The organism is Denitrobacterium detoxificans, assembly GCF_015062615.1.
GTDB classification, from domain to species: Bacteria; Actinomycetota; Coriobacteriia; order Coriobacteriales; family Eggerthellaceae; genus Denitrobacterium; species Denitrobacterium detoxificans_A.
The window spans coordinates 243,714-265,421 of the sequence record NZ_SUUH01000002.1; the positions used below are offsets into that span (position 1 = coordinate 243,714).

The following is a 21,708-nucleotide window of genomic DNA, read 5'->3' on the forward strand; positions in this document are numbered from 1 at the left end:
TTACGGTAGGTGGGTGATTACGGCATGGCGAGGCGTTACCTGGAACGGCCGCCATGGAGCGTGGGTTGGCTGCTTTACGCGCTAGGGGCGCATGCTCTCGATAAGGTCGAGCAGCTCTTGGCGACTGCCCACGTTCGTCTTTGCGTAGATGTGCTTGATGTGCGTCTTCACGGTGTTTTGCGAAATGAACAATTCGTCGCGAATGTAGGGAACCGAACGCCCGCGCATGAGGTAAGCGATGATTTCGCGTTCGCGTGGCGTGATGCCGTAGAAGCGATAGAACTCCTCGTCGGGTTCAATGGGCTCGTCGGATTTTTCGGCTGGGGTGGCTTTCTCGTTCGGTATGGATGCATCGAGTTGTACCGAGGCTTCGGGCGTGGAATTGACGGCTGTTGTGGGAGTCGGCACGGGCGTGGTCGTTGTGGCTCCCTTTGCCTGTCTGTTGCTTGCAAGGCCCGGTAGCATGACCACAAGTGCGACGACGATGAGGAGCAGCGCGGCACCGGAGATGTGAATCGTGGGGATGGGGGCGATGCCGAAGGCGTGTGTGTACCCTGCGGCTGCAAGCGAGCCTAGGGCCGATCCTATGTCAAACAAGGCGTATCCGCCCAGGAATACCGTAAGTGCTTGCGCTGCGTTTGCGCGCATAGCGCGGCAGAGGCAAATCCACGTGAATTCGGAAATGACGATGAGCGCTGCGTTGAGTGCGAGCGAAGAGAGCGCCATGGGCGCCCCAATGATGATGAGCGAGCATGCAAGTGCGATGAGGGGCATCTGCCATCGAAAGATGAACGCGAGCGTAACGCTTGGCGAAACGCGCAGGAAAAGCCAAGTGAGCAACGCGGCAAGCAGAAACGATGACAGAACGACGAGAGGGTAGAGCTGCGTTCCCAGCTCGGAGAGCGGATTTGCAACGAAGGGCGTGATGAGGAACGCGCAGAAGGCCGGGGCGGTGAGCCCCATCGCCATTTTGGCGATGCGAATCGTGCTTTCGGGTCGGTCAGCGGGCCCATACATGAGGCTGAGCACGGAATGGGCAAGCGTGTCTTTGCTTGGCTTCTCTTCGGCGGGTGGTTCGGGGTGGCACGCATTGCGCTTCGCCGACCAGCCTGCGGCAGTGATGGAACAAGCGGCCGATAGCATCGGGATTGCCTGGGCGCACAGAAAGCGGGGTGTTGCGGGCAAGGCAAGGAGCACCGCTGCTCCTGCTACCGAAACGAACATTGAGCGCATGATGGCGCGCTCCGCCTCGCCCGTTTCGAGCGCTGCGTAGAACTGGGCCCACGATGCCCAGAGCCACGATACGCTCAGCCCCGAGACGATGGCGCCGCATATGCCAACTGCAGTGATGTTCCACGTCATAAGGATGGTTCCCAGAGATGTAAGGAATGCGGCGGCGGCAATGGATGCGTGCGAAGAGGCGAAGGCGCTTCGCATACGCGCTATGCGCGACAGGGCAGCAAGGGCAATCATGCCAAAGGCCTGCGCGATGGCAAAGGCGATCCAGGCGATGCTCGTGACGTCGAGCGAGACGCCGCGAGAGAAAACTTGGGTGCTGTCGAGCGAGAACGTAACGAAGTTCCAAAGCACAAGCAGGTTGAACCCGGTGTAGCAGTACCAGGGCATGTTTCCTTTGCGTTCGATGTGCGACATGCGACCCTCCTTCGCATTGCGATTTGGGTATTCTCTCACGTATTCGATGGGAATGTATAGTGCTCTTTCCTTTTTCGAAAAAGGAAACGATAGAGCGGCTTTCGATTTGGTCCGCGCACGTTTTCCCAGGTCGCAGAGAATCTTCGTGTGTGCTGACGTGCCTTTTTCGGAAAAGGAAACGGATTGGTGATGTGCTCGGATTTCGCATTGAGCTTCATGGGGCGTCGCGCTACCATTGCCCCCATGAATATTGCAATCATTACAGGAGCATCCAGCGGCCTTGGCCGCGAGTACGCGCGTGTCGCCGACGAAAGCGGCCACTACGACGAACTCTGGGTAATTGCGCGGCGTGTCGAGCGTTTGGAAGAGCTGGCGAAAGCGTGCGTTACGCCCGTTCGCGCCATTTCGCTCGACCTGGCCCAAGCGAGCGCCATCGATGAGCTTTCCTCCCTACTGGAAAGAGAAAGCCCCACGGTGGGCCTGCTCGTAAACGCCGCTGGCTTCGGAAAGTTCGGCACGTACGCCGACCTCACCGCTGCCGAAGTGTCGAGTATGATCACCGTGAACTGCAACGCGCTTGTCTGCCTTACTCAGGCGGTGCTGCCGTTCATGACGCGTGGAAGTCGCATTCTGCAAATCGCCTCGAGCGCGGCGTTTCAGCCGCTACCAGGTTTGGACGTGTATGCGGCAACGAAGGCGTTTGTGCTTTCGTATACGCGCGCGCTTCGCTTCGAGCTACGTGGGCGCGGCATTCGCGTTACGGCTGTTTGCCCCATCTGGGTGCGTACCGAATTCATCGACGTAGCACGTCAGACGGCCAATGGCGCAACCGTGAAGAACCCTGCTCCCAGCATTTCTCCCGAGCGCGTCGTGCGCTGGTCGCTGTTCGTGAATCGCGTGAACTATCCCGTTGCCACGTGTTGCGTAAGTGGGTTTATCATGCGTATTGCTGGCAAAATCCTGCCGGCACCGCTTGAGATGTGGGCTTGGGAGGGTTTGCGTCGACTGTAATCCCCTGCGTGAAAGGGCTGAACATGGCTGTCTTATTTTTGGAATACCCGAAATGCAGCACGTGCCGCAAGGCGCGAGCATGGCTCGAGCAGCATGGCGTCGCGTTCGAAGCTCGCCATATTGTCGAGCAGAATCCCACGGCCGACGAACTTCGTGCGTGGCATGTTCTTAGTGGTCTTCCCATCAGGCGTTTCTTCAATACGAGCGGCATGCTCTATCGGCAGCGCAATATCAAGGCGCTGCTCGACGATGGCCTTGATGCCGAAGGATGCTATAAGCTGCTTGCTGAAGATGGCATGCTCGTGAAGCGACCCGTCGTGGTGGGGCCCGATTTCGTGCTGCTTGGCTTCCGCGAGTCCGAGTGGGAAAGCACCCTGCTGGGGTAGTGCGTCTTGCCCATGAGCCTAAAGCAAGAAAAGGGCAACGTGCCGGCTGGGTCTTCCATACCGTTTAGCATGCAAGCATCCACGGTTATCTACGAGCACGTCAAGCGCATCTCGCGTTTTCTTAAGCGCGAGTACTCCCTTCGCTACAATGCATTCTCCCTGCTCTTGAGTATGTCGGAAGTCGGTCGACCTGTTTCTGTTGCTGAGCTCGTGGACTACCTCATGCTGAGTCGCAATACCGTTCTGCCGCTGCTTTTGGACGCTGAAGATCGGGGCTTCGTATCTAAAGCGGATGATGAGACCGACGCGCGCTACATGATGTGTTCTCTTAGCGATTCGGGCGAAGCCTTCGTATGTGAAGCGTGCCGTGGCGTTTCTACTATGCTCCAAGAGACATTTCTGTCTGCTTTGCCAGCCAGCGAATTCGAGCTCTTCTCCATGATTGACAGAGGGCTCGTCAATTTGAGAGGGCATGACGTACCGGGCTTTGGAATGGATGCGCGTAATGGGGCTGGCCGGAATGAGGAGAGGGAGTTCTTCTCTTCGGGGTACTTCGTGGAATGGCGCGTTCTCGTTGACCAGTGGAAGCGCATTCTGCGTGATGGTTGCGGGCTGTCTTTCGATGAGTATCGCATTCTCGATGTCCTATCGGGTCGGGGAAGCATGATGCTGAGCGATGTTGCCGCGTACCTCTGTCTGCAGAAGAGCGGCCTTTCCCTGTATAAGGACAATCTTATTCGTCTGGGTCTCGTTATGCAGCGCGTTGACCCCTTCGATGCGCGTCGTATGGTTCTTCGCTGTACGCCGAAGGGGGTGCGTGTGGCTTCGAGCGCGCGTGATGAACTCGATGCCGTTACGCAGAAGGCCCATTGTGGGTTAAGCGAGTCGGGCGAAGTCGTGTTGGCTGCGTGGTATACCCGCATGCACAGTAATCTGCGCCTGTCTTCCCGAAAATAGGCATACGTCTGTAACTATTTGCGCCCTCCAATTTCTATACAACCCTTTTACCAGGCACTTTATAGCCACATATCCAAATTGATATAACGATTTTTCGTTTCTACCATGTGCGTCATTGGTGGCATACACAAGAGAGGGTTTCATATGACGCAGGTGAAGATGGATCGTAGGGCGTTTCTTGCGGGGTCCGCAATGGCGGCGGTGTCTGCCGTGGGCTTGGCTTCGTGCGCGCCTTCTGCAAAGAGCGCGAAAACCAAGGAGGCGAGCGCCGAGGTGCAACGCGTCTCGCTCGACCCGCAGGCTGAATCGGTGGATGTGGTCGTGGTTGGCGCGGGCATATCGGGCTTGGCTGCGTGCGTGCAGGCGGCCGAAAACGGCCAATCGGTCATCGTTCTCGAAAAGGGCGGAGCTGCTGGTGGCAACGGCATGGGAACCGAGGGAATCTTCGCGGTGGGTTCCACGCTTCAGAAAGAGCAGGGAATCGAGATTTCCGCGAGCGAAATCGTGCATACCGAGCTGAGCGAATCGCAATGGCGCAGCAGCGGTGCCCTCTGGTACGACCTGGTAAGTAAGTCGGCTGACAACTTCGAATGGTTGCAGAAGCAGGGCGTGCAGTTTAGCGGCGTGGTCGATAATTATCATGTGGGCCTCTATAACACCATGCATTGGTGGAAAGACAATGCGGGCGCGGTTGGATACGTGCCGCCTATGCAGGCCGCTGCCGAAGCGAATGGCGTCGAGTTTCGCTTCAATTCCCCTGCGACGCAGCTCATCGAGGAGGATGGCAAAATCGTCGGCGTCGTGGTCGATGGAAAGGATGGCGAGTACCAGATTCAGGCAAAGGCCGTCATCCTCGCTTCGGGTGGTATTGGCGCGAATCCGGAGTACCTGAAGGAAACGGGTTGGACGCAGGAAAAAGTCGATGAGATGATGATCGTTTGCTCGCCCAATGTAGCGGGCGATGGGTATCGCATGGCAAGCGAAATGGGCGCGAAGAGCTTCCTTTCCGATGCTGCCATTCAATCGTTCCAAGGCGTAACGGCGTTCGGGAGCGACGAGACGGTTCCCTACAACAGCCCGTTGAATGGTGGTAATGGCCTGGTTGCCCTGGGGCCTGCGCTGTGGGTTGACCAGGACGCCAATCGCTTTTGCGATGAATCCATTGCAGTGGTCTACAACATGGCGGCCAACGCTTGCGCTTGCCTGGGTAACAAGGAAAACTATGCAATCTTCGACCAGGCGTTTGTTAACGGCCTTGGCTTGGACGAGCACGACCAGGCCATCTTGGACAAGGCTACGGCGGGAGACTATCCCGAAAGCGTCTTTAGCGCGAACAGCATCGAAGAGCTTGGCAGTCATTTCGGGCTCGATACAGCGCAGCTTGCGCAATCGGTAGCTCGCTATAACGAGCTGGCCAGCGCAGGGTTTGATGCCGACTTGGGGAAGGACGCCTCGTTCTTGGCCCCCATACAGACGCCTCCGTTCTACATTGCCAAGATCGTGAACAACATTGTCGTCGTAGATGGCGGCATCACGACCAACATTCGCTGCGAGGCGCTTGACGAGGATCTCAATCCCATTCCCGGCCTGTATGCCGTGGGGCTGGATGGGGCCATGCTTTGGCGCAACGTGTATACGCAGAACATGCCCGGTACGGCCGTGGGCAATCAGGTGAACACGGGACGCAATGCGGCAAACGCGGCGCGTGACTACATTGCTTCCCTGTAGGTGTTCACTCGGCACGTTGGAAACTGAGTCGTTAGGCCCCGCTCTGCAGACGCATGCATTGCATGCAGGGGCTTCGGAATAAGATGTCACCCTCCGGCATCGAGCGATTGGCGTCCAGTAGGGGCGCCAATCGTTTTTTCATGCGTGTCTCGAATATGGGCTCCGTGGGTTTTTCCTTGCATCCGCATCTACGTTTGGTACTATTGAAGCGTTCGCGCAGCGCATGTGTCGCGAGCAGTTCCCATTTCCACATACATCACTCCGATGTATCAGCGCGTTTCGCGCAGCTATTCCCACGTTAAGGAGGAAATCCAAGTGAAGTTTTTCTTGGACACTGCCGACCTGAATGAAATCGAGGAAGCAGCGAGCTGGGGTGCCATTGCTGGCGTTACCACCAATCCTACGCTGTATTCGCGCATCGGCGGCAAGCTGAGCGACTTCCACAATCACATCAAGCGCATCTGCGACATCGTTGACGGCCCTGTTTCGGCCGAGAGCGTTGCCATGACGCGCGACGAGATCGTGCGCGACGGCCTGCAGCTGGCCGAAATCGCCGACAACGTGGTCGTGAAGGTTCCCACCATGGTGGAAGGCCTGGCCGCCACCAAGGAGCTCGCCAAGCATGGCGTGCCCGTGAACATGACGCTGTGCTTCAGCGTGCCGCAGGCCGTTCTGGCCGCTCGCGCTGGCGCTCGTTACATCAGCCCCTTCATCGGCCGCTTCGATGACATCTCCGAAGATGGCCTGGAGCAGGTGGCCAACATCGTAACGGCCATCAACAACTACGATTTCACCTCGAGCACCGTCAACGGCGAGCAGGTCGAGATCATCGCCGCTTCCGTGCGTAGCGCCAATCACGTAACCCAGTGCGCGCTCATGGGTGCCGACATCGCTACCGTTCCGTTCGGCGTGCTGAAGAAGATGGTTCAGCATCCGCTCACCGACCGTGGCCTCGATTCCTTCATGAAGGACTGGGAGAAAGTGCAGAACGCATGAGTGAAACCGAACAGCAGCCGGTAGCGGAAGCCGCCGAAGCGCCGAAGCGCAAGCCTCGCGCTCGTCGTGCTTCCAAGCAGGTTGATACTCCCGCGCCCGAAGGCGCTGAGGCATCGAGCCAGGTCGAAAAGCCGAAGAAGACCGCAAAGGCCGCCAAGGCGGAAAAGGCCGATAAGGCCCAGAAGCAGGACGATGCCCCCGCGCAGTCTTCCGACGCCGCGAAGTCCGCAGAGGGCGATTCCTCTTCCGCGGGTGAGCGCACGCCGCGCCGTCATTCTCGCGTGCAGACGGGCTCTCGTTCCCAGAAGCAGCAGAACGGCAAGAAGGGCAATGGCCAGAACAACGGCAATGGTCAGAACAATGGCGGCAAGAACAACAACCGTCATCAGCGTCGTGGCCGCAATAACCGCAACGAACGCCGCGAAGTCGCGCCCAAGACCAGCCTCGAGGAACTTTCGAAGCTGAAGGTGGCCGAGCTGCGCGAGAAGGCCGTCGAGCTCGAGATCGATCCGAAGGGCTTACTGAAGGCCGATCTGGTTCAGGCCGTGTACGATGCCAGCGTGAAGAAGGAGGGCTTCGTCGAGGTCGAAGGTGTTCTCGACATCCTCTCCGATGGCTATGGCTTCCTGCGCACCGAGGGCTACCTGCCTGGCGAGCACGATTGCTACGTGGCCACCTCGCTCATTCGCCGCAACCATCTGCGCAAGGGCGATTACGTCCGTGGCCAGGTGCGTCCTGCGCGTGAGAACGAGAAGTTCGCCGCCATTCAGCATATCCATGCCGTGAATGGCGTGCCGCTGGAGGAAATGGGCCGTCGTCCTCATTTCAAGGACCTTACGCCCGTGTATCCCGACGATCGTCTGAACATGGAACATGGCCGCACTACCATCACGTCGCGCGTCATCGACCTGGTCGCTCCCATCGGCAAGGGTCAGCGTGGCCTGATCGTGTCGCCTCCGAAGGCTGGCAAGACTACCGTGCTGAAGCAGATTGCCGCTGCCATTTCGGCGAACAACCCCGAAGTGCACCTTATGTGCCTGCTGGTCGACGAGCGCCCCGAAGAAGTTACCGACATGCAGCGCTCCATCAAGGGCGAGGTTATTGCCTCCACGTTCGACATGCCCTCCGACAACCACATCGCGGTTGCGGAAATGGTCATCGAGCGTGCGAAGCGCCTGGTGGAAATGGGAGAAGACGTCGTCATCCTGCTTGACAGCATCACGCGTCTGGCGCGTGCCTACAACCTGGCGCAGCCCGCCAGTGGTCGCATCCTTTCCGGTGGCGTCGACTCCACGGCTCTGTATCCGCCCAAGCGCTTCCTGGGTGCTGCCCGTAACATCGAACACGGTGGCAGCCTTACCATTCTGGCTTCCGCCCTCATCGACACGGGTTCGAAGATGGACGAAGTCATCTTCGAGGAGTTCAAGGGCACGGGCAATATGGAGCTCAAGCTCGACCGCAACTTGGCCGATCGTCGCATTTACCCGGCTATCGACCCGGTGGCCAGCGGCACGCGCAAGGAAGACCTGCTGCTCGATCCGCAGGAGGCGCCGCTCATCTGGGCCGTTCGCCGCATCCTTGCGAACATGAACAACACGGAACGCGCCATGGACATGCTCATCAAGTCCCTGAAGCAAACGGAAACCAACCAGGAATTCCTGCTGCGCACCGCCAAGAAGGCGCAAGGTCGCCGTTCCGACGACAAGTTCGAACTGTAGCAAACCGGCATCCCCGCGCTCTCTGGGCGCGGGGATACGTGTGAGGAGTGCATTGTGACCGATCAATTCCACGCGAAGCCGGTCGCGCCCTCGTCGGCATTCGCTTCGCCCGAACCCCCAATATCCGAGCCTGCGGGTGCGCCCGAGCCGCCTTTGGTAGCGTATGCCGAACCGCCACGTAAGCGCAGGTGGGTGGCGCCCGTCGTTATCCTGGCGCTTGTGGCCGTTATCGTCTTTTCCATCGCATCGTGCACGAATGCCCTGGTGGGCGGCGGTGCCGTCGAGTCGTCTCAGCCGAACACGGTTGCCGTTATCGAATTGTCCGGCACCATTCAGTACGATGGCACGTCGTGCAGTCCCGAAGGGCTGAAGTACCTACTCGACCAGGCTGAATCCGACCCAAACATCGTTGCGGTCGTCCTGCGCGTGAATTCGGGTGGTGGCACGGCTACGGCGGGCGAGGAAATGGCCACCTACGTGCGCGAATTCAGCAAGCCCGTGGTGATTTCCAGCGCATCGATTAACTGCTCGGCCGCCTACGAGATCTCGTCGCAGGCGGACTACATCTACGTGGCGCAGACCACCGAAATCGGCAGCATTGGCACCATCATGCAGTCCATCGACTACTCGCAGCTGCTCGAGCTGCTGGGCGTGGACGTTACGAACATCGCCAGCGCCGACAGCAAGGATTCCTCGTATGGCACGCGTCCGCTTACCGACGAGGAAATCGCGTACTACCAGGACATGGTCAATCAAATCAACGACGTGTTCGTGCAGAACGTGGTCGACGGCCGCGGCATGACCGAAACAGAGGTGCGCGCATTGGCCACGGGTTTGCCCTTCACGGGCACGCAGGCTATTTCGAATGGCCTAGCCGACGAAGTGGGCACACGCGAAGACGCCATTGCCTACGCCGCCATGCTCGCGGGCATTCAGGATGACTCGTATTCCACTAAGAACCTGCAGATTTCACAGGATAGCCTTTCCGGCCTGCTTGACCTGCTATCATCGTCAAGCAGTAATACGTCAATTACCGCTGCGGATCTTGCCGCGGCGTTGAAGGAGCTGAACGATAATGACGGAATCGCCCAGTAGCGTGGAGTGGCCCCGGCGCGCGGTAGTTACCGCGGGCATGCCCTATGGCAACAAGCCGCTGCACTTCGGGCATGTGGGAGGCGTGTTCGTTCCCGCCGACTGCTTCGCCCGTTTCCTGCGCGATCGCATTGGCGCCGAAAACGTGCGCTTTGTCTCGGGCACCGACTGCTTCGGTTCGCCCATCAACGAGGGCTATCGCAAACTCGTGGAAGCGGGGGAGTTCGAAGGCTCCATCGCCGACTACGTGCGTCGCAATCACGATGCCCAGAAGGCAACGCTCGACGCCTACGACATCAGCCTCGACATCTTCGAGGGCAGTGGACTCGACCATGCGGGCGAAGTGCACCAGGAAATGTCGAATGACGTCATTAACCGCCTGTACCAGAACGGCTACCTGCGCAAGCAGGAAACGCTGCAGTTCTACGATGCCGAAGCCGGTACGTTCCTGAACGGCCGTCAGGTGCATGGCCGCTGCCCCGTGCAGGGCTGTAAGAGCGAAAACGCCTATGCCGACGAGTGCGATCTGGGCCATCAGTACGCCCCGGTCGACCTCATTGCGCCACGTTCCTCCATCACGGGTGCCGTGCCCGAAATGCGTCCCGTGGTCAACTGGTATTTCGACCTGCCCGGCTTTGCCGATTATCTGCGCGAGCTGGTGCATCAGGAAGAGCTCGACCCCGACGTTCGTTCGGTTGTCACCGAAACCGTGCGCGAGTTCCTGGTTCCGCCCATCATCTTCGTGAAGAACGAGGCCTACGAGGCGTATCTGGAAGTGCAGTCGCAGCTGCCCGCGCATACGTATCGTCCGGCCCAGGGCGGCAAGCAGAGCTTCGAGCTGGAATTTGCCGACATCGAAGCGCGCGACGCTGCACGCGACGTGCTGGCTGGCGCGTCCATCCGCTTCCGCACGGGCAAGGCGCTCGTGCCGTTCCGCATTACCGGTAACATCGAGTGGGGTGTAAAGGCCCCCGAACTGGAAGGTACCGACGGACTTACCGTTTGGTGCTGGCCCGAAAGTCTGTGGGCTCCCATTTCGTTCACCATTGCGGCGAACGACAAGATGGGCTTGCCGCGTGACGAATGGCGCAGCTTCTGGTGCGACGACGATGCCAAGGTGTACCAGTTCATCGGCCAGGACAACATCTACTTCTACGGCGTTGCGCAGCCTGCGCTGTTCGCGGCCCTTCAGAAGGAGAACAAGCGACTGCTGAACGCCGAAGATGACGACCTGCGTCAGACGCAGCTCATCGCTAACTACCACATGCTGCTTGGCGACAAGAAGGCTTCCTCTTCCAGCAAGGTGAAGCCTCCTACGGCCGACCAGCTGCTTGAGCATTACACGGTGGAGCAGCTTCGCGCGCATTGGCTTGCCCTGGGCCTCGACCAGCGTTCCGTGGGCTTCAAGCCCAAGGCGTTCGAGCCCGATGCCGACAAGCGCACCGACCCGCGCGTGTCCGACCCCGTGCTGAAGGAAGGCGCTCTGCTTACGCGCGTGTTCAACCGATTGGCGCGCAGCTGCCTCTACGAGGCGAAGAACCACTTCGAGTGCTACATGCCCCTGGGTGCGGTTACGCCCGAGGTGCGCGACCGTGCGCTCGAGGCGCTTTCGCTCTACGACGCAACCATGAAGAAGGTGGAACTGCATTCCATCCTCTCGCAAATGGACGATTTCATTCGCTATGCGAACAAGTACTGGAGCGATGGCATCCGCGTGGTGGAGGCAAACGCCGACGACGAAGCGCGCCGCCAGCTGCTCATCGACTGCTTCTACCTGCTGCGCATTGCCACGCTGCTTATGCATCCCGTGGTCCCGCGTGGCACGGAAAAGATCTGCGATTACCTGAACTTCGACTTCGATGAGTTCTTCAGCTGGAACTACGATTTCGACAGCATGGAAGAGCTGTGCGGTACGGCCGAACTGGAAGAGAAGCGCCATCTTGTGCGCGAGCTTCCTCCCCGTACCGACTTCTTTGCGCCGCATCCCTCTCAAATCAAGAAGTAGTTTCTGCTGTGGGGGAGCGCGGGGACATGAGTTTTGCGGCTAACGAGGCGGAAGACGTACGCGCTTCCGCCTCTTCGGCTGATTCTGGTGCGTTGCCTGCGGGCAAGGCGGGGGCTTCGTTTGGCTCTGCTCCGCGCATACGCGCCATATTGCGCGATTTCTCCTGGGCGTTTTTGGGCCTTGCCGCCGTTCGCATTTGGATACAGTGCACCATCTACGATCGCTATGCCTTCACCGACGCCGGCCTTACGAGCGTCGTCATCAACGCATCGCGCGTCATTCTGACGGCGATTGTCGTCGCCGTCATCTTGAAGTGCGGCTTTCCGCGCAACGCGCGACGCATCCTTTCGTGGTTCTCCGTTTCCGCGATGACGCTTGGCAGCGTGTTGTTCCTGGTGGATGCCCAGCTGCATCCGGGAACATTCGATGCGCTTGCCTGCATTCTGGCTGGCTGTGGCTTGGTGTGGGGTGGCGGACAGTGGATGGAGTTCTATCTGCGACTTTCGCCCGACGAATCGTTCTTCTATGCGCTGGTGTCGCTTGCGTTGGGTTCGCTCGGTGGCATGCTGCTGGGTTATCTCCCCGAACGCGTGGGAGCCATGGTGAGCGTTGTCATGCCTACGGTTTCCTTTGCCATGCTCGCGTGGTCGTTGCGCCTGACGCAGGGGCGCTTGGAATCGGGTCGGCTCGATCCCGCGCCGAAGGATACGCGCTACGATGACGAACCCGCGACTACGTGGGTGCGCTTGCTTTTGGGTTTGGCCTTCATCGAATTCGCCATGGGCATTGCCCGCGGCTTTCCGCATGGCTCGTCATTCGAGCTTGCGCCTGTGTTCCAAACGCTGCACCAGGTAGGCGTCATTGGCATTTCGTTTGCGGGGCTCTATATCGTGCTCGTGCGCAATCGCTTCATGCGCTATAGCACCCTGTGGCGATTCATGCTTGTACTGGTTGCGGTGGGCATCATCTTGCTTACGTCGTTGAATTGGTATGGGCTTTCGCTTGGCTCCACGAGCATTGCCATCGTGAATACTGTCATGCTTTCCGTTCTGTGGTTCACCTGCTACGACATAGCGCGTCATGCCAGCGTCATTCCGTACGTGTTTCTGGGCGTGGTTTGGTCGGTGTTCCTGCTCGCGCGCGAAGCGGGCCGCATTTTCGTCATGATGGTGCCGCCACACGACGACTTCGTCACGTTTGTAGATGTGCTCATGATTCTGGCGCTTACCATGAGCATCGCCGTCATGTTCACTGATCGCATCCCCGTGAAGCGCGAGATGTTCGAGGGTTTGCGCTTCGATGCTGGCAAGCTCGTTCTTGCTTTCGACGCGCTCCCTGCGGTTTCGGTATCCGATGGTCCCCAGCGCGTCGATTTGGTGCAGGTATATGGCCTTACCAAACGCGAGGCCGAGGTAATCGATTGCCTCATGCAGGGCAAGAGCAAGGCCCAGGTGGGGCGCGAGCTCTTTATCTCGGAAAACACCGTGCGTGGGTACGTGAAGAATGCCTACAGCAAGATGGATGTGCACAATAAGGAGCAGCTGCGCGAGAAGTATTATCGCTCGTAGTCTCTAGGTTCCCCCAACGGGGTATGGCGCGCCGCTGTTGCGATCCTTAACGGGGAAGAGGCAGAACGCGTTGTCGGATTTTGAAACGGGCTTTGTCCGCGGGCGGCACGAAGAATCTAAAACGAAATACGGCCACGTTCCGCTGCAGGGGAACGTGGCCGTTGTGCATAATCCGCAGAGGAGGGGATGCGGCGTGATGCCGTTTCTAGGCGAGCGCCTCGTTTGCGGCGTTGGCGCCAGCGAAGCGACCTGAGGTGTAGCTGAAGTTCAGACCGCAGCCACCAGCCTGGTAATTCTGGTAGATGAAGGTGCCGCAGCACACTTCGCCCGCGGAGTACAGGCCGGGAATGACGTTGCCGTCGTTGTCGAGCACCTGGAAGTCGGTGTTGGTCTGCAGGCCGCCAAACGTTCCGTGCGTGCAAACGCCCATGGTGAGCACGTAGTAGGGGGCCTTGGTGTGCGGGCTGAGCATTTCTGCCTTCTTGTGGAACAGGGTGTCTTCGCCGGCTTCCGCCATGGCGTTGTAGGCGTCCCACGCCTGCTGCGTAGCAGAAGCGTCGATGCCCAGCTTGGCGGCCGCTTCCTCAACGGTATCGCCCTGGGCGAAGATGCCCATTTCCAGGCCATGCTGGAAGCTGCCCTTTTGGGCGTCCTTCAGCGCGTCGACCATGTCCTGGTCGTAGATGGCATAGAAGTGCTGGTCGGGGTACTTGGCGACCGTGTAGAAGATGAAATGGGATTCGCCGGCTTCGTTGGCGAAGCGCTCGCCCTGGGAGTTCACCCACAGCGTGTTCTTGTTGATGAGGGAGGACTGGCCCGGGTCGACCTGGCATGCCAGGATACCGTTCACGCCGCCGTTGCCGTAGTAGGCAGCGCCAGCGTCCATGCCCATGCGTACGCCGTCGCCGGTAAGGCCCACGCCCACCTCGGTGTAGACGCCCTCGAAGTCGGGGCAGTATTGCTCGATCATCTGCTCGTTGCGCGCGAAGCCGCCGCTGGCCACGATGACGGTCTTGGCGTTGTAAATCTCGACGCCCTTGTCGGTGCGCGTCTTTACGCTTACGATGCGGCCGGATTCATCCTTGATGAGTGCTTCGGCGGCGCAGTTGAAGCGGAATTCGGCGCCATTGCCGTCGGCAAGTGCGCGGACGGCGGTCAGCGCGTCGATTGCGGCGTTGGCGCACATGTGGCCACGCTGCACCTTGTCGGTGCCGTTGCCCTTGATGGTGTCCTTGAACGGTACCTTCAGGTCCTCGCGTAGCCAGTCGATGGTCTCGCCGGCGTGGTCGGCCATGAAGCGATTCATTTCGGCGCTTACGTACTGGCCGCCGCTCTTCATGAAGTAGTTGTACAGGTCTTCGGGGGTGTCCTCGATGCCCAGCTCCTTCTGCTGTACCGTGCCGGAACCGTAGAACGTACCCAGCGCCAGCGAGCTCGAGCCGCCCTGCCATGCAAGCTTCTCCAGGCAGATGGTCTTGGCGCCCGTCTGTGCGGCGAAGGCTGCGGCCGACGTGCCGGCGCCACCGCTGCCGATGATTACGACATCATAGTCGTGCGTGGCGGCAATCTTTTCAGCATCGCGAAAGCCCGAAAGCGTTGCGAATGCTGCGGCGGAGATAACGCTCATGCCCATGAGGCCCGCGAACGAGCGTCGCGAAATATGACGCGAGGTAATGTTGTCCATGTTGTTCCTTCCCACTGACCCGCTGTGCGCGGTGTCCCTTCTGTGGCTCTTACGCTATGCGCTTGCGCGTGGGGCATGCAGACACGTTGGCGGGTGGAATGGGGAAATAGGGCGGGTGGTTTTTCGGGTGGGGAGGTTTTATCAGGGCTTATGCCTGGGTTGACTGGGCTGGCAAGGGGAGGCCCTCTGCGGCACCGCTCCGCTGCTCGCGTGGCTTAGGCCCCGCACGGGCCTAAGCCTACGCTCGTGCGCTGCGCTGGCTCATGCTTTTACTCGCTCCGTTTGTGGTTGGGGCTGGAGATGCGTGAAGCTGCGCTTCCCGCCCCCTACGCCGCATCCCAAATGTAGCGCGTATAGAGAATGCTTTCACAGTGCCGCAGAGGGCCTCCCCTTGCCAGCATGGCAACCTGGTGGCATGAGCCCTGCGGGTGAAAATGCGAGTCGGGGGTGCGGGGGCAAGGGACGGGGTTTGTTCATCCTGGAGTGGGGCACAGTGCGAAGCTACATGTGAAGGAGCCGCGTTTTTCACCCATGGTTGCGCATATCGTGCTATAGTGGCCAGGTTGTCATAAGCCTTGTATGGAAACCAAGGCGCATGAAGGAGAGAAACATGAAAAAGGGTATCCATCCCGAGTACGTGGACTGCACGGTCACCTGCACCTGCGGTAACACGTTCCAGACCCGCTCCACCAAGCCCGAGCTGAAAATCGACATCTGCAACGCTTGCCATCCGTTCTTCACCGGTCAGCAGAAGCTGATCGACACCGGTGGTCGCGTCCAGCGCTTCACCGACAAGTTCGGTTCCGCTCGCGAAACCGTTGCTGCTCGCGAAGCCGCCAAGAAGGCCAAGCGTGCCGAGGAAGTCGCCGCTGCCGAGGCCGCCAAGAAGGCCGAGCGCGAGGCAAAGGCTGCCAAGAAGGCCGAGCGTGCTGCTGAATTCGCCAAGAAGGCTGCTGAGGCCGAGGCTAAGGCTGCCAAGGAAGCTGAAGCTGCTGCCGCTGCTGCTCCTGCTGAAGAGGCTGTCGCTGAAGAAGCCGCTGAATAAGCTTCTCGCTTATATCTACCTGTACGAGGGCGAAGGGTTTATCCTTCGCTCTCTTTTTGTTGTTGGTGCTCGTTGAGGCCGGCCCGGGGTTTCCTATCGGGGGCACCGCTCCGCTGCTCGCGTGGCTTAGGCCCCGCACGGGCCTAAGCCTACGCTCGTGCGCTGCGCTGGCTCATGCTTTTACTTGCGCTGTTTGGGATGCGGCGTAGATATGCGTGAAGCTGCGCTTCCCGCCCCCTACGCCGCATCCCAAACGTAGCGCGTATAGAGAATGCTTTCACAGTGCCCCCGATAGGAAACCCCGGGCCGGCTTTCTCCCGCTCAATAAGATGGCTGATGGAAACCCTTCGCCCTACCAGCCGCAAGAGCGGGAAGCTTCTTCCTCTAATAAACCGTTGTTCCGATTGGGGATCGGTTTCATATGGAATACTGCACCAACCTAAATAACGGTTTACAGAGGTCCTGCGTGCCCTCCCTCTCCGATGCACGATCGGGTTGCTCGGTTCGCAGCCTGCGAAGACGTGGGGTGGGCGTGGAGCACCATCTGCGATTAGCCTGGGGCGGCGAGCAACGCGATGCCGCCCGCAAGAAGGTCCACCTCCGAGTCTGGCAGCGCGTTCTACCCCTGCTCGTATGGACTCGCGAGGGCGGCGCGCCCGCTCCCCGTAGGGGGCACTGTGAAAGCAAAAAGAAGCGCTGAACTTGGGGTTTGCTCAATGGGGGAGGAAGCGAAGCTTTCGACTAATCATTGAGCAAACCCCAAGCAGCGCAAGTGAAAGCATGAACCAGCGAGCGCACGAGCATGGCGCTTCCCCTTGCGAATGGAAGGGGGCACGCGCGGCGTAACCGTGCGTGCCCCCATGCGTCCAGTTATATGCGCCATGCGAGCAGCGGAGCGGGTGCCCCGGAGGGGAGCGGGCGCGCCGCCCCCGGAGAGCTCCAACTTAGGAAAGGGCGTAGAAGGCGATGCCCTCGGCATTCCAGCCTGCAGCCTCGACGTTGCTCGCCTCGGTCAGGCTGGTCGTGAACAGGTGGCACACCGTGCCCGGGTTCGGATTGTACAGGCGGCGCACCGGCGAGCCGTTGGCCGGGTCGGCGGAGAGGAAGGCCACGCCCTCGTCGTTCCAGCCGCCCTTCACGAGCGCGTCGCGCTCGGCTGCGCTCGTGGTGTAGTGGTGCCCGCCCACTACCGGGTTGTACACGCGGTAGACGGGGTCGCCCTTCTGCGAGGGGGCCACGAACGCCACGCCCTCGTCGCGCCATCCGGCCTCGATGACGATCTGGCGTTCCTCGGCGCTCGTGGTGTATAGGTGGTCGCCCGAGCCCGGGTTGTACAGGCGCCATACGCTCACCGCCGTAATTTCGGGCTCGTCTTCGCCCTTCGCCTGGGCCAGCAATTCCTCGTACGTGTCGTTAGCGGCGTTGTTGCCATTCTCGGCAAGCATGCCGTTTACCAGGTTGCGCTCGTCCTGCGACATGCGTGTCCATTCTTCTTCGCCTGCCAGAATGTTCGGCTTGTTGGAGTCGGTTACGCCCGTGACCAGGCTGCCGTCTTCGGTAAGATACGTCTGCGCGAACAGGATGGCGCGCGAGTACGTGTACAGGCCCTCGTATGTGTCGAACGGGTCCTGGTTGCCATTGACGGCAAGGGTTGCGTTTACGAGGTTCTGCTCTTCGGTGGTCAGGTCGTTCCAGGCTGCATTGCCGCTGATTACCTTCGCGGCCGTGTCGGCGCTGGGCTCGGAGATGACCTCGTCGTTCTTGGCGAGGTACGTGTCCACGAAGTCCTGTGCGTTTGCGACCTGCTCTTGTGCTGCTGCCAGCAGCTCGGGGTAGGTGTCGTATGCCTCGGAGTTGCCGTTCGCAGCCAGCGCGTCATTCACGACGGTCTGCGTGTCAGCGGACAGGCCGTCCCAAGCATCGGCGCCAGAAACAATTTGCGCGTTGTTCTCTGCGGTAGGCGTCTTGAAGATGCCATTGTCGCCCGTAAGGTAGGTATCGATGAAGGCGTTCGCGGGTTCGCGAATTGCGGTGGCTGCTGTAAGCAGCTCAGGATAGGTGTCGTTGTACGCGTTGTTTCCGTTTGCGGTCAGCTGCGCGTTCACCACTGCCTTCGAGGCGTCGGAGAGCGCATCCCAGGGTTCGGAGCCCATGATGATCTTCGAGCAGTTAGCTGCTGTGGCTGATGTATAGATAACCTCGTCATCGGTGAGGAACAGGCTCGTGAAGAGCGTACCCGCGGTTGCCGTTGCCAGCAGCTCGGGGTACGTGTCGGCACCCTCCGCGTTGCCGTTCTTGGTAAGCATCTGATTCACGTGCTCTTGCTGAACGTCAGAGAGAGCATCCCATGCGTCGGAACCCGAGATGATTTGCTCGTAGTTGGTGCCATTGACGTCGGAGAAGATATTTGCGCCGTCCTTCAGATACGTGCTCACGAAGGTATCGGCGGGGGAGTAGTCGATGGTGCCGGAATCGCCCGCAGGGCTTCCCGCGCCACCTGCGCCTGCGGTGCCGTTCACGGAGGAGCCACCCGCACCACCTGCGCCCGTGTCGCCCTTGGTGGAGAGACCACCCGCGCCACCTGCGCCTGCGGAGCCATTAGTGGAATTGCCACCCGTGCCACCGGCGCCGCCGGCGCCCTCGTTAGAGGTGCCGCCCGTACCGCCTGCGCCGCCATCACCATCGGTTGAGGAGCCGCCAGCGCCGCCCGCGCCACCATCGCCGGTGTCGGACGAGCCGCCATTGCCGCCATCGCCACCGTTGCCAGAAATGGAATTACCGCCATCGCCACCCGTGCCGCCTGCGGCTGTGAGCGAACTACCGCCCGCACCGCCTGCGCCACCAGCTCCGCTTTCGGCCGAGCCGCCGTCGCCGCCGGATCCTCCGGATACCTCGCCGCCGGTGACTTCAACGTCGCAAAGGGAGGAAATGCCCGTGCCACCGTTGCCACCGTCGCCGCCGTCGGTGCTGCCTGTGGCGTCGCCGCCATTGCCGCCCGCGCCGCCCGAGATCTCGCCATCGGAGACGGCTACGGTCGACGTGGTCGCGATGCCGTCGCCGCCATCGCCACCGTCGGAGCCATTTTCGCCGTCGGTTCCGTCACCGCCCGCAACCGAGCCGCCGGTTACGTTCACGACCGTATCGCCGGAGATGCCATCTCCGCCATCGGTGCTTGCTACTTCCGACGTTCCGCCCTCGACGGATCCGCTCGTCACGTTAACCGTGCCCGAGCCACCACTGGCGGTGGCGATGCCATCGCCCGACGCTCCGCCAGCCGTAATCGACTTGCCGCCGCGTACCGTGGCGTCCGCGCCAACGGTTACGCGCGTGCCTGTGCCTTCGATGGTGATGCCGTTGCCGCCCGTGGTGCCGTTGCCGCCTTGAACCAGGCCATTTTCAAGCGAGAGCAGGACGCGATCGCCTATGGTCAGGCCAGCCGTGCCGCTTTCCGTGGTGGAGGAGGCGCCCAGGATGGAATGGCCGTCCAGGTCAACGTTAACGGTGATGCCCGCATTGCTCTGCAGCTCGGCGAGCGTGATGTCGGCTGCATTGATGTCCTGCTTGAGCGTGACGCTCCACGTGCCCGCCGTGCCGTCCCATGTGACGGCGATCTCGTTGCTTTCCCAAGCTGCGTCATCGCCCGTGCCGTTCTGCGGATTGGCAACGAACATGCGCGCGACGCTTTCGGCGTCTCCGATGCGTGCCCACTTGGGGTAGAGCGTAAGAGCGGCCGTGGAAATGGACCACGTACCATCGTTGGCGATGTATCCCGTCGTGGGCGTGGCTAGGGCTAGCGTGCCGTCGGCATTTGCGAAGAGCGTGTCGCACGTCTCTTCGAGGTACCAGCCTTGGAACGTGGCGCCGCTTGCTGTGGGCACGGCGAACGTGCTGCCAGCGGAATCCTCGCCATTGGTGATGGTTTCGTCGCCGATGCCCTGCGTGGCGTAGGTAATCGCCACCTCATGCGGGTGCGCTACGTTACCCGTGATGGCCGTGGCCGATGAGCTCGATTCGCCCGTGGCCTTGCAATACAGGTAATACCCAGCGTCGTCGGCAGTGGGAGTGTAGCTAGAAGTGGTGGCTCCGTCGATGGCCGTGCCATTCGTGATGTCGCCCGCCATTTCCGTGCGATACCACTGGTAAGTAACGTAACTGGCATTCGCCGGGGCGACTGTGGCTGTAATGGCCGTAGCACCGTAGCCGTAATACGGCTGGTCACTGCTGAGTGTTAGCCCCGTAACGGGAACCGGTGCCTTGATGATTTCGCTTGGGTCGTTTGAGAATTCGACTTGCCCCTCCGCTTCGCCTACGTATCCGGGGTCGTCGTTTCCGTATCCGCCGAATTCTATAAATATGTTATTCGCGTCCCAGGGCTCGGTTACCATCCATGTTCTGTCAAAGTAGGTGAATATGTAGCCCCATGGACTGCTTTCACTGTAGCTGGGCTCCCCTGATTTCCAGTTTTCGAAACCGATTTCGGAACAGGGCTTCCCTGCTTCTGGCCCACATGCCCAGTAGTATGCGGTGTTGGAGTGGTCATTTGGTAGCGAGGCGGTGCTTGAGCTTAGGGTGACATTGTCGTTTGCTCGCGTGCCGTTAAACAAGGCTCTTGTGCAGCCCAACCATGCAAGGCCATACCCACCTTGGTCCAAAATCATTTTATCTTCATCTGCACTGGTTATGGTTGCAAGGTAGCCCGTGCGGCCCATGATGCTATAGTTCCTTGCCATGTTGTATGCATTGAACCAGTTAGCCGTTTGGCCGTTAATGCTTATGTAGAAGTGCTCATAGAAAGCACCCGTTCCTACGGCCTGAATTATGGTTCCGCTGGGTAAAGATGTGTTTCGAGTCGATAAGGTGATGCGTGGCTTTTGCGTTGCGTTTGCAGATGGCAATACGAATTTGACCCCCCGAAGAGATGCTTGAATTTGATTGCTGCTCGTTCCTTCTTTAAATGTGGCTATTATCGTTCTGAGCGATGAGTCATAGTTGATTTCCTGAACGATATTGCTATTCCATCCATCTCCAAGATCAAGGCTGCCCTTATCTAGCGATATGATAATTGTTCTGAATGAGGTGTTATCGGGGGCCTGTACGGTCAGATTAGGCAGCTTATAGCTTTGGCCATTGTCAAGTCGATATGGCTCTCCTAGCTTGATGCCATCGTCGGCCCATGCGCTTTGTGTTCCCACGAACATGCATGCCGCAGCAAGCAACGATGCGCAAAATAGCGCGATGAGATAGAACGCAGGATTCTTGCGGCAGGTGTACCTTTCCATGGCGAATACCCCCTCGACCGGATACCCGGGCAACCTAACGACCCCAGACATATGCCACAAGCTTACTAGCATTCACTTAAATGGCGCAACTCCATATCACCAGCTGAAATGCACACGTAAAGTAACGCCCCGATACTGCATCGGGATGGATTGCGTTCTCAATCGGATTCCCCGGTTTACAGAGGTCCTGCGTGCCCTCCCTCTCCGATGCACGATCGGGTTGCTCGGTTCGCAGCCTGCGAAGACGTGGGGTGGGCGTGGAGCACCATCTGCGATTAGCCTGGGGCGGCGAGCAACGCGATGCCGCCCGCAAGAAGGTCCACCTCCGAGTCTGGCAGCGCGTTCTACCCCTGCTCGTATGGACTCGCGAGGGCGGCGCGCCCGCTCCCCGTAGGGGGCACTGTGAAAGCAAAAAGAAGCGCTGAACTTGGGGTTTGCTCAATGGGGGAGGAAGCGAAGCTTTCGACTAATCATTGAGCAAACCCCAAGCAGCGCAAGTGAAAGCATGAACCAGCGAGCGCACGAGCATGGCGCTTCCCCTTGCGAATGGAAGGGGGCACGCGCGGCGTAACCGTGCGTGCCCCCA

Annotated in this window: 13 protein-coding genes; 10 read left to right on the forward strand and 3 right to left on the reverse strand. The window is 59.8% G+C overall.

Features of this window, described 5'->3' with window-relative positions:
- Positions 1 to 81 precede the first annotated feature (81 nt).
- A complete protein-coding gene (locus E7002_RS03840; protein ID WP_303727562.1) occupies positions 82 to 1,653 on the reverse strand; it encodes a response regulator transcription factor in 1,572 nt (523 codons plus the stop codon).
- Positions 1,654 to 1,842: 189 nt separating this feature from the next.
- Between E7002_RS03840 and E7002_RS03845 the strand changes: the two genes are divergently transcribed.
- The 9 genes from E7002_RS03845 to E7002_RS03885 all read left to right on the forward strand — a co-directional run bounded on the left by E7002_RS03845 (position 1,843) and on the right by E7002_RS03885 (position 13,114).
- Positions 1,843 to 2,664, forward strand: coding sequence for an SDR family oxidoreductase (locus E7002_RS03845; protein WP_303727782.1), 822 nt, complete (start codon positions 1,843 to 1,845; stop codon positions 2,662 to 2,664).
- A gap of 23 nt (positions 2,665 to 2,687) precedes the next feature.
- Positions 2,688 to 3,050: an arsenate reductase family protein gene (locus E7002_RS03850; RefSeq protein ID WP_303727563.1), complete on the forward strand. Its 363-nt coding sequence runs from the start codon at positions 2,688 to 2,690 to the stop codon at positions 3,048 to 3,050.
- A 12-nt stretch (positions 3,051 to 3,062) separates the two neighbouring features.
- Positions 3,063 to 4,007, forward strand: coding sequence for a MarR family winged helix-turn-helix transcriptional regulator (locus E7002_RS03855; RefSeq protein ID WP_303727564.1), 945 nt, complete (start codon positions 3,063 to 3,065; stop codon positions 4,005 to 4,007).
- A gap of 144 nt (positions 4,008 to 4,151) precedes the next feature.
- Positions 4,152 to 5,735 carry an FAD-dependent oxidoreductase gene (locus tag E7002_RS03860; RefSeq protein WP_303727565.1) on the forward strand — a complete coding sequence of 528 codons (1,584 nt, stop codon included), beginning with the start codon at positions 4,152 to 4,154 and terminating at the stop codon, positions 5,733 to 5,735.
- Between the two features lie 315 nt (positions 5,736 to 6,050).
- Positions 6,051 to 6,731, forward strand: a complete 681-nt coding sequence (gene fsa / locus E7002_RS03865; protein ID WP_066665088.1) for a fructose-6-phosphate aldolase — start codon at positions 6,051 to 6,053, stop codon at positions 6,729 to 6,731.
- Positions 6,728 to 8,449 carry a transcription termination factor Rho gene (gene rho, locus E7002_RS03870; protein ID WP_303727566.1) on the forward strand — a complete coding sequence of 574 codons (1,722 nt, stop codon included), beginning with the start codon at positions 6,728 to 6,730 and terminating at the stop codon, positions 8,447 to 8,449. The genes fsa and rho overlap by 4 nt, the downstream gene beginning before the upstream one ends.
- A 54-nt stretch (positions 8,450 to 8,503) precedes the next feature.
- A complete protein-coding gene (gene sppA, locus E7002_RS03875) occupies positions 8,504 to 9,544 on the forward strand; it encodes a signal peptide peptidase SppA (protein WP_303727567.1) in 1,041 nt (346 codons plus the stop codon).
- Positions 9,525 to 11,546 (forward strand): class I tRNA ligase family protein, encoded by a 2,022-nt coding sequence (locus E7002_RS03880; protein WP_303727568.1) that lies wholly within the window; start codon positions 9,525 to 9,527, stop codon positions 11,544 to 11,546. Before sppA ends, E7002_RS03880 begins: the two co-directional genes overlap by 20 nt.
- 26 nt (positions 11,547 to 11,572) lie before the next feature.
- Positions 11,573 to 13,114, forward strand: coding sequence for a LuxR family transcriptional regulator (locus E7002_RS03885; protein ID WP_303727569.1), 1,542 nt, complete (start codon positions 11,573 to 11,575; stop codon positions 13,112 to 13,114).
- Between the two features lie 205 nt (positions 13,115 to 13,319).
- Here the strand turns inward: E7002_RS03885 and E7002_RS03890 are convergent, their stop codons facing one another.
- A complete protein-coding gene (locus tag E7002_RS03890) occupies positions 13,320 to 14,798 on the reverse strand; it encodes an FAD-dependent oxidoreductase (RefSeq protein ID WP_303727570.1) in 1,479 nt (492 codons plus the stop codon).
- A gap of 610 nt (positions 14,799 to 15,408) precedes the next feature.
- On the opposite strand from E7002_RS03890, the gene rpmE reads away from it, so the two are divergent.
- Positions 15,409 to 15,843 carry a 50S ribosomal protein L31 gene (gene rpmE, locus E7002_RS03895; RefSeq protein WP_066663066.1) on the forward strand — a complete coding sequence of 145 codons (435 nt, stop codon included), beginning with the start codon at positions 15,409 to 15,411 and terminating at the stop codon, positions 15,841 to 15,843.
- 944 nt (positions 15,844 to 16,787) lie between these two features.
- On the opposite strand, the gene E7002_RS03900 is transcribed toward rpmE, so the two are convergent.
- A complete protein-coding gene (locus tag E7002_RS03900; protein WP_303727571.1) occupies positions 16,788 to 20,228 on the reverse strand; it encodes a hypothetical protein in 3,441 nt (1,146 codons plus the stop codon).
- Between the last annotated feature and the right edge of the window lie 1,480 nt (positions 20,229 to 21,708).